Raw genomic sequence first — 7,140 nt, 5'->3', positions numbered from 1 at the left:
CATCAAATAAAGTTAATTTTCCATCTCTTGAATATCCTGCTTGCTCAAGAGCATCTTGGATATCATACTCATTCGCTCCATCGAATACTGATGTAGCAACATGCCATCCTAATTTCTTAGCTGCAAGTCCTAAGTGCATTTCAAGAACCTGACCGATGTTCATACGAGATGGTATACCTTGTGGATTAAGAACTATATCCATAGGCGTTCCGTCTTCCATAAATGGCATATCTTCTTCAGGTAATATTCTAGAGATAACCCCTTTATTACCATGACGCCCTGCCATTTTATCTCCAACTTTTATTTTTCTCTTTTGAGCTATATAACATCTAACTAGTTCATTAACTCCTGGAGATAAATCATCACCATTTTCTCTAGTGAATACTTTTACATCAACTATTATACCTTCTTCTCCATGAGGAACCTTAAGCGAAGTATCTCTAACTTCTCTAGCTTTTTCTCCGAATATTGCACGAAGTAATCTTTCTTCAGCAGTAAGTTCAGTTTCTCCTTTTGGAGTTACTTTTCCAACTAGTATATCTCCTGAATCTACTTCAGCACCTATTCTTATTATACCTCTGTCATCTAAGTTCTTTATAGCACTTTCTCCAACGTTTGGTATATCTCTAGTTATTTCTTCAGGTCCTAATTTAGTATCTCTAGCTTCACATTCATACTCTTCTATATGAATTGTTGATAACCTATCTTCTTTAACTAATCTTTCATTTATTAAGATGGCATCCTCATAGTTGTAACCTTCCCAAGTCATGAATGCTATGAAACAGTTTCTTCCTAATGCTACTTCTCCAAGATCCGTAGAAGGTCCATCTGCTATAACATCACCTTGTTCTATTTGATCACCCTTATTTATAATAGGAGTTTGATTTATACAAGTACCTTGGTTTGAACGTTTAAACTTAAGTAAGTTGTATCTATCTTTATTTCCATCTTCTCTTTTTATTATTATCTCATCAGCTGTTACTCTTTCAGCTATACCTGAATTCTTAGCAACTACAACTGCTCCTGAGTCTTTAGCAGCTCTGTATTCCACTCCCGTACCTATTACCGGAGCTTCTCTTCTAACTAAAGGCACTGCTTGACGTTGCATGTTTGATCCCATCAGCGCACGGTTGGCATCATCATTTTCTAAGAATGGTATCATAGCTGTTGCTATAGAAACAACTTGTTTTGGAGATATATCCATATAGTCAACTTTGTTAGTTGCAACTAATTCAACAGCACCGTTTTTAGTTCTACATACAACTCTACTATTTACAAACGTTCCATCTTCTTCTAATGGCTCATTTGCTTGGGCTCTTATGAATAAATCTTCTTCATCTGCTGTTAAATACTGTATTTCATTAGTAACTCTACCAGCTTCTTTGTCAACTTTTCTATATGGAGATTCTATGAAACCAAACTCATTTATCTTAGCATAAGTACCTAATGAGTTTATAAGACCGATGTTTGGTCCTTCTGGAGTTTCTATAGGACACATTCTACCGTAGTGCGAATGATGAACGTCACGCACTTCGAATCCAGCTCTTTCTCTTGAAAGTCCACCTGGTCCTAATGCTGATAATCTTCTCTTATGAGTTAATTCAGATAGCGGATTCGTTTGATCCATGAACTGAGATAACTGAGAACTTCCAAAGAATTCTTTTATCGCTGCAGAAACAGGTCTTATGTTAACTAATGCCTGTGGCGTTATAGCTTCCATATCCTGAACTGTCATTCTCTCTTTTATAACTCTTTCCATTCTTGAAAGACCTATTCTCACTTGGTTTTGTAATAATTCCCCAACTGATCTTATTCTTCTGTTCCCTAAATGGTCTATATCATCTATATTTCCTATTTTATGGAATATATTAAATTCATAGTTTATAGATGCTATTATGTCATCTAATAATATATGCTTTGGTATAAGCTCTTTTATTCTAGACTTTATAGCTTCTTTTATTTCCTCTTCATCACTATACTCTTCTATTATTTCTTTTAACGTTGGATAGTGAACTTTTTCTTTTATATTTAATCCATCTATATCAAAGCTAATATGAGATTTAATGTCTACAAAATTATTTCCTATAACTTTAACAGTTTTTTCATCATCAACTAATAAAGTAACTACGTTTATACCTGAATTTTGTATATCCCTAGCTATTTCATAGCTTATTTTTTCACCAGCTTTAACGAATACTTCACCAGTTTCTTGGTTAACTATATCTTCAGCCGATACTTTATTCATTATTCTGTAACATAAAGCAAGTTTTTTATTAAACTTATATCTACCTACTTTAGCTAGATCATATCTCTTAGGATCAAAGAATAAAGCATTTAATAATGATGATGCACTTTCTACTGTCGGAGGTTCACCTGGTCTTAATTTCTTATATATTTCAATCAGACCTTCTTCAACTGTAGTAGTATTATCTTTTTCTAAAGTTGCAGCTAATCTCTCATCTTCACCTAAAAGGTCAATTATCTCTGCATCCGTTCCTATTCCTAAAGCTCTTAATAAGACTGTAACTGGTTGTTTTCTAGTTCTGTCAACTCTTACAGATATAATATCATTAGAATCTGTTTCATATTCTAACCATGCACCTCTGTTAGGAATAACAGTTGATGATATCAACCTCTTTCCTGTTTTATCTCTTTCTTGGGCATAATAAACCCCTGGAGATCTAACTAATTGACTTACTATTACTCTCTCAGCACCATTAATTATAAAAGTTCCCTTTTCTGTCATTAACGGGAAGTCTCCCATAAAAACTTCTTGCTCTTTAATTTCCCCAGTTTCTTTATTTATAAGTCTTACTTTAACTTTTAGAGGTGCACAATATGTAGCATCTCTATCTTTACATTCTTCTATGTCATATTTAGGTTTATCATCTAAAGAGTAATCAACAAATTCTAATATAAGATTACCTGTATAATCTTCTATTGGCGAAATGTCTTCAAATACTTCCTTTAAACCTTCTTCGATAAACCACTTATAAGAATCTACTTGTAGTTCTATAAGATTTGGTACATCAGCTATTTCTTTTATCTTAGAAAAGCTCATTCTAGTTCTTTTACCTATCGTGACAGGATGTGGCATTCACTTTTCACCTCTCAATAATTAAAAATAAAACCATAGTTTATTCTAACGCATCTAATAATTTTATCATAATGTCAAGTATTTTTCAATATGTAACTTATATCTAATCTTTTTATTTAATTTACGCTACAAATATGCATTATCTATTATGCACAAAATACCAATTTAAAATTCTATTTTTTTTACATATTTTCTTGTTACATAAAAAAAGAAGTCAAAAGACTCCACCTATTTAAGTTAATATACCTTTAAACATGTAATTTAACATTTTTATACACCATGAAAATATATAACTTAACTTTCTAAAAATCATTAAGAATAAAAAAGATGTCCCAAAGGACATCTTTTAAAGAAAACTACTTAACTTCTATTGAAGCACCAGCAGCTTCTAACTTTTCTTTCATTTGTTCAGCTTCTTCTTTAGAAACGCCTTCTTTTATTGTCTTAGGAGCATTATCAACTACTTCTTTAGCTTCTTTTAATCCTAATCCAGTTATTTCTCTAACAGCTTTTATAACTCCAACTTTTGAAGCTCCAGCACTAGTTAATACTACGTCGAACTCAGTCTTTTCTTCAGCAGCTCCACCAGCAACTGCACCAGCCATCATAACTGGAGCTGAAGCAGATACACCGAATTTTTCTTCAGCAGCTTTAACTAATTCATTTAATTCTAAAACTTTCATGTTTTCTATAGCTTCTAATATTTGTTCTATTGTCATTTTTAGCACCTCCGAATTTTTTTCATTAAATTTAATAAGTTATTATATAATTATATCTAACTTTTCTAATTTGACAATTAAGCTTCTTGTCCTTCTTCTTTCTTTATTAACGCATCTATTAAGTATGCGAAGTTTGACACTGGAGCTTTTAAGCTTCCAAGTAATTTAGCAAGAAGAACTTCTCTTGATGGTATGTTAGCGAACTCAACTATTTGAGATTCGTTGTAGAATTCTCCTTCTACTACACCCATCTTTAATTGCATCTTTGGATGAGAATCCATAAATTCTTTTAATATTCTAGCTGGAGCAACAGGATCTTCGTATCCGAAAGCTATCGCATTAGTTCCAACTAATAACTCGTCATTGAATTGTTCTATACCAACCTCTTTAGCAGCTCTTCTTACTAAAGTGTTCTTGTATACCTTGTATTCAACACCAGCTTCTCTCATTTTCTTTCTTAGTTCAGTTACTTCTTCAACTGTTAACCCTTTGTAGTCAACTACAACAGCAGCAGATGATTTTTGTAACTTCTCAACTATTTCAGTAACAACATGTGACTTAACTTCTATAGCTTGTCTCATCTAATTGTGCACCTCCTTCACCTAATAGGTTTAGTATTCGCCGCAATTTCATTTAAAAAAGCTTCTGAGTCAAAAGTAGACAACAAAAGCTTTAGTAATTTCAATTTATCTAAAACCTCGGTAGGAATATTAAGCTTTAAAGCACCTACTGTCTACGGCAAATCTATTCTTTTTTATATCAACAAATGTTATATTAACATTTTTGTTTAACCATGTCAACAGTTTTATTATTCTGCTATTCTAGCTGGGTTTATTTTAACACCAGGTCCCATAGTAGATGTAACTGTAACACTTCTTAAGTATTGTCCTTTAGCAGCAGATGGCTTAGCTTTTATTATCGCATCCATTAATGCTGCGAAGTTTTCAGCTAGTTTCTCTCCACCGAAAGATACTTTTCCTACTGGAACGTGTATTATGTTAGTTTTATCTAATCTGTATTCAACCTTACCAGCTTTTATTTCATCTATAGCTCTAGCTACATCAAATGTAACTGTTCCTGATTTAGGGTTTGGCATTAAACCTTTAGGTCCTAATACTCTACCTAATCTACCTACTACACCCATCATATCTGGAGTAGCAACAACTACATCAAATTCAAACCAGTTTTCACCTTGTATCTTTTGAACTAAATCTTCAGCTCCTACAAAGTCAGCTCCAGCTTGTTCAGCTTCCTTAGCTTTTTCACCTTTAGCAAAAACTAAAACTCTTTTAGTTTTACCAGTTCCGTGAGGTAATACAACTGCTCCTCTTACTTGTTGGTCAGCATGTCTTGAATCAACACCTAACTTTATATGTGCTTCTACAGTTTCATCGAACTTAGCAGTAGCAACTTCTGTAACTAATGTTAATGCTTCTGTAGCATCATAGAACTTAGTTCTATCTACTTTGCTTAACGCTTCTACGTATTTTTTACCTTTTTTAGCCATTTTACATGTCCTCCTTGTGGTTTTATTCGGTTTTTTCAACCTCCCACTTCTATAAAGAAGTGTCTAATTTTTAAAAATTAGTCTTCTACAACTATTCCCATACTTCTTGCAGTACCAGCTATCATACTCATAGCAGCTTCTACTGATGCAGCGTTTAAGTCTGGCATTTTTAATTCAGCTATTTCTCTTATCTTAGCAGAAGATAAAGTTGCAACCTTCTTCTTGTTTGGTTCTCCTGAAGCTGAATCTAAACCAGCAGCTTTCTTTAATAATACTGCAGCTGGTGGAGTTTTTGTTATGAATGAGAATGATCTATCTTGGTATACAGTTATAACAACTGGTATTATCATTCCAGCTTGATCTGCAGTCTTAGCATTGAATTCTTTTGTGAATCCCATTATGTTAACACCGTGTTGTCCTAATGCTGGTCCAACTGGTGGAGCTGGTGTAGCTTTCCCTGCAGGTATTTGTAATTTTATTTGACCTATAACTTTTTTAGCCATTTGCGGACCTCCTTATATTGTTTCTATATTAAATATAGCAATTAAATTTTTTGTATACTATCGAACTCTACAACAAATAGAGTTTTCTTACCAAATGCGTCTATACACACTTTTGTTTCTTTTGTCTCAAGGTTGATCTCTTCAACAGTACCTACCTGTCCACCAAATGGACCACTAATAACTTCTACAGTATCACCTATTTCTAGATCGATATCGTTACTCGCTATTTTAGGCTCAGTCAATTCGATACCCATAGTTATAACTTCTTCTTCACTTAATGGCACTGGTTTAGACCCTGGTCCAACAAATCCAGTAACACCCTTAGTATTTCTTACGACATACCAAGATTCATCAGTGATTACCATTTTAACTATGACATAACCAGGAAATACCTTACGTTGTCTAGTTTTTTCTTTTCCTGTTTTAGTAGTTTCAACTACATCTTCAGTTGGTACAACCACCTGTGTAATGCAATCTTCCATACCTCTTGTTTTTACAGCTTTTTCTATAGTAGCTTTAACTTTATTCTCATGTCCTGAATAAGTATGTACAACATACCATCTAGCTTCTTGTAATTCCGACATATTATTTTCTCCTTTTTATCTATTTTAGTATCAGCCCTAGTGCACCAGATAATGCACTATCTAAAACCCACACTAATATAGTAGATGAAATAACTACAGTTAAAACCACCCCTGTATTTTTAAGTAATTCTTTTTTTGTTGGCCATGAAACTCTTTTTAATTCTTGCTTAGTTTCTTTTACATATGAAACTAAACTGAAATTTTTTTTAGTTTTTATGCCTTGATTTACTTGGGCAGACACTTCACACTCACATCCTTATAAAAAACTATTTTGTTTCTTTATGCGTAGTATGCTTCTTGCAGAATCTACAGTATTTTTGTAATTCTATTCTGTCTGGGTTATTCTTCTTATTTTTAGTAGTATTGTAGTTTCTTTGCTTACATTCTGTACATGCTAAAGTTACTTTAACTCTCATCTGCTACACCTCCAACTTTGTTAATACATAATATATATTATTAAGATAATACCTTAATTTATATTATTAAGATACTATTACCTTCCTGAGTCATTACTTTGTATAAGTTATCACAAAATAATAGTCGTGTCAATGTTTTTGTAGTTTCCAAGTTAAAAAAAGAGGAGTATAATCCCCTCTTTTTTATCTATTGATTAATCGTATATAAGAGATTATTCAACTATAGAAGCAACAACACCTGATGCTACTGTTCTTCCACCTTCTCTTATTGCGAATCTTAATCCTTCTTCTACTGCTATTGAGTTTATTAACTC

At 32.9% G+C, this 7,140-nt stretch carries 9 protein-coding genes and 1 other annotated feature; all 9 genes read right to left on the bottom strand.

Annotation, left to right across the window (positions count from 1 at the left end):
* The coding region (gene rpoB, locus VLM92_RS11560) for a DNA-directed RNA polymerase subunit beta (RefSeq protein WP_325276488.1) at nucleotides 1-3,097 on the bottom strand (3,097 nt) is incomplete at its 3' end.
* Between the two features lie 356 nt (nucleotides 3,098-3,453).
* Nucleotides 3,454-3,816, bottom strand: coding sequence for a 50S ribosomal protein L7/L12 (rplL, locus tag VLM92_RS11555; protein WP_325276487.1), 363 nt, complete (start codon nucleotides 3,814-3,816; stop codon nucleotides 3,454-3,456).
* 77 nt (nucleotides 3,817-3,893) lie between these two features.
* Nucleotides 3,894-4,397: a 50S ribosomal protein L10 gene (gene rplJ, locus VLM92_RS11550; RefSeq protein ID WP_325276486.1), complete on the bottom strand. Its 504-nt coding sequence runs from the start codon at nucleotides 4,395-4,397 to the stop codon at nucleotides 3,894-3,896.
* Nucleotides 4,398-4,442: 45 nt separating this feature from the next.
* Nucleotides 4,443-4,573 (bottom strand) — a sequence feature (ribosomal protein L10 leader region).
* Between the two features lie 51 nt (nucleotides 4,574-4,624).
* On the bottom strand, nucleotides 4,625-5,323 hold the full coding sequence (gene rplA, locus VLM92_RS11545) for a 50S ribosomal protein L1 (protein WP_325276485.1): 699 nt from the start codon (nucleotides 5,321-5,323) through the stop codon (nucleotides 4,625-4,627).
* Nucleotides 5,324-5,400: 77 nt separating this feature from the next.
* Nucleotides 5,401-5,826 (bottom strand): 50S ribosomal protein L11, encoded by a 426-nt coding sequence (rplK, locus tag VLM92_RS11540; RefSeq protein ID WP_325276484.1) that lies wholly within the window; start codon nucleotides 5,824-5,826, stop codon nucleotides 5,401-5,403.
* A 41-nt stretch (nucleotides 5,827-5,867) separates the two neighbouring features.
* The gene (nusG, locus tag VLM92_RS11535) at nucleotides 5,868-6,410 is read right to left on the bottom strand and encodes a transcription termination/antitermination protein NusG (protein ID WP_325276483.1); all 543 of its coding nucleotides are present in this window, start codon (nucleotides 6,408-6,410) and stop codon (nucleotides 5,868-5,870) included.
* A gap of 19 nt (nucleotides 6,411-6,429) precedes the next feature.
* Nucleotides 6,430-6,651, bottom strand: a complete 222-nt coding sequence (secE, locus tag VLM92_RS11530) for a preprotein translocase subunit SecE (protein ID WP_325276482.1) — start codon at nucleotides 6,649-6,651, stop codon at nucleotides 6,430-6,432.
* A 25-nt stretch (nucleotides 6,652-6,676) separates the two neighbouring features.
* The gene (gene rpmG, locus VLM92_RS11525) at nucleotides 6,677-6,826 is read right to left on the bottom strand and encodes a 50S ribosomal protein L33 (protein ID WP_003421192.1); all 150 of its coding nucleotides are present in this window, start codon (nucleotides 6,824-6,826) and stop codon (nucleotides 6,677-6,679) included.
* A 212-nt stretch (nucleotides 6,827-7,038) separates the two neighbouring features.
* A partial coding sequence (locus tag VLM92_RS11520) for a hypothetical protein (protein ID WP_331681713.1) occupies nucleotides 7,039-7,140 on the bottom strand: 102 nt, incomplete at its 5' end.

Origin of the sequence: Romboutsia sp. (assembly GCF_035470145.1) — a bacterium.
In the GTDB taxonomy this organism is placed as follows: domain Bacteria; phylum Bacillota; class Clostridia; order Peptostreptococcales; family Peptostreptococcaceae; genus Romboutsia_D.
The sequence above is the reverse complement of the archived record's forward strand: the minus strand, read 5'-3'. Positions and strand labels throughout refer to the sequence as shown.

Bases quoted from the DNA above. Each gene is read 5' to 3' on its own strand.
- rplL (WP_325276487.1), bottom strand. From the start codon at position 3,816: ATGACAATAGAACAAATATTAGAAGCTATAGAAAACATGAAAGTTTTA.
- rplA (WP_325276485.1), bottom strand. From the start codon at position 5,323: ATGGCTAAAAAAGGTAAAAAATACGTAGAAGCGTTAAGCAAAGTAGAT.
- nusG (WP_325276483.1), bottom strand. From the start codon at position 6,410: ATGTCGGAATTACAAGAAGCTAGATGGTATGTTGTACATACTTATTCA.
- rplJ (WP_325276486.1), bottom strand. From the start codon at position 4,397: ATGAGACAAGCTATAGAAGTTAAGTCACATGTTGTTACTGAAATAGTT.
- rpmG (WP_003421192.1), bottom strand. From the start codon at position 6,826: ATGAGAGTTAAAGTAACTTTAGCATGTACAGAATGTAAGCAAAGAAAC.
- rplK (WP_325276484.1), bottom strand. From the start codon at position 5,826: ATGGCTAAAAAAGTTATAGGTCAAATAAAATTACAAATACCTGCAGGG.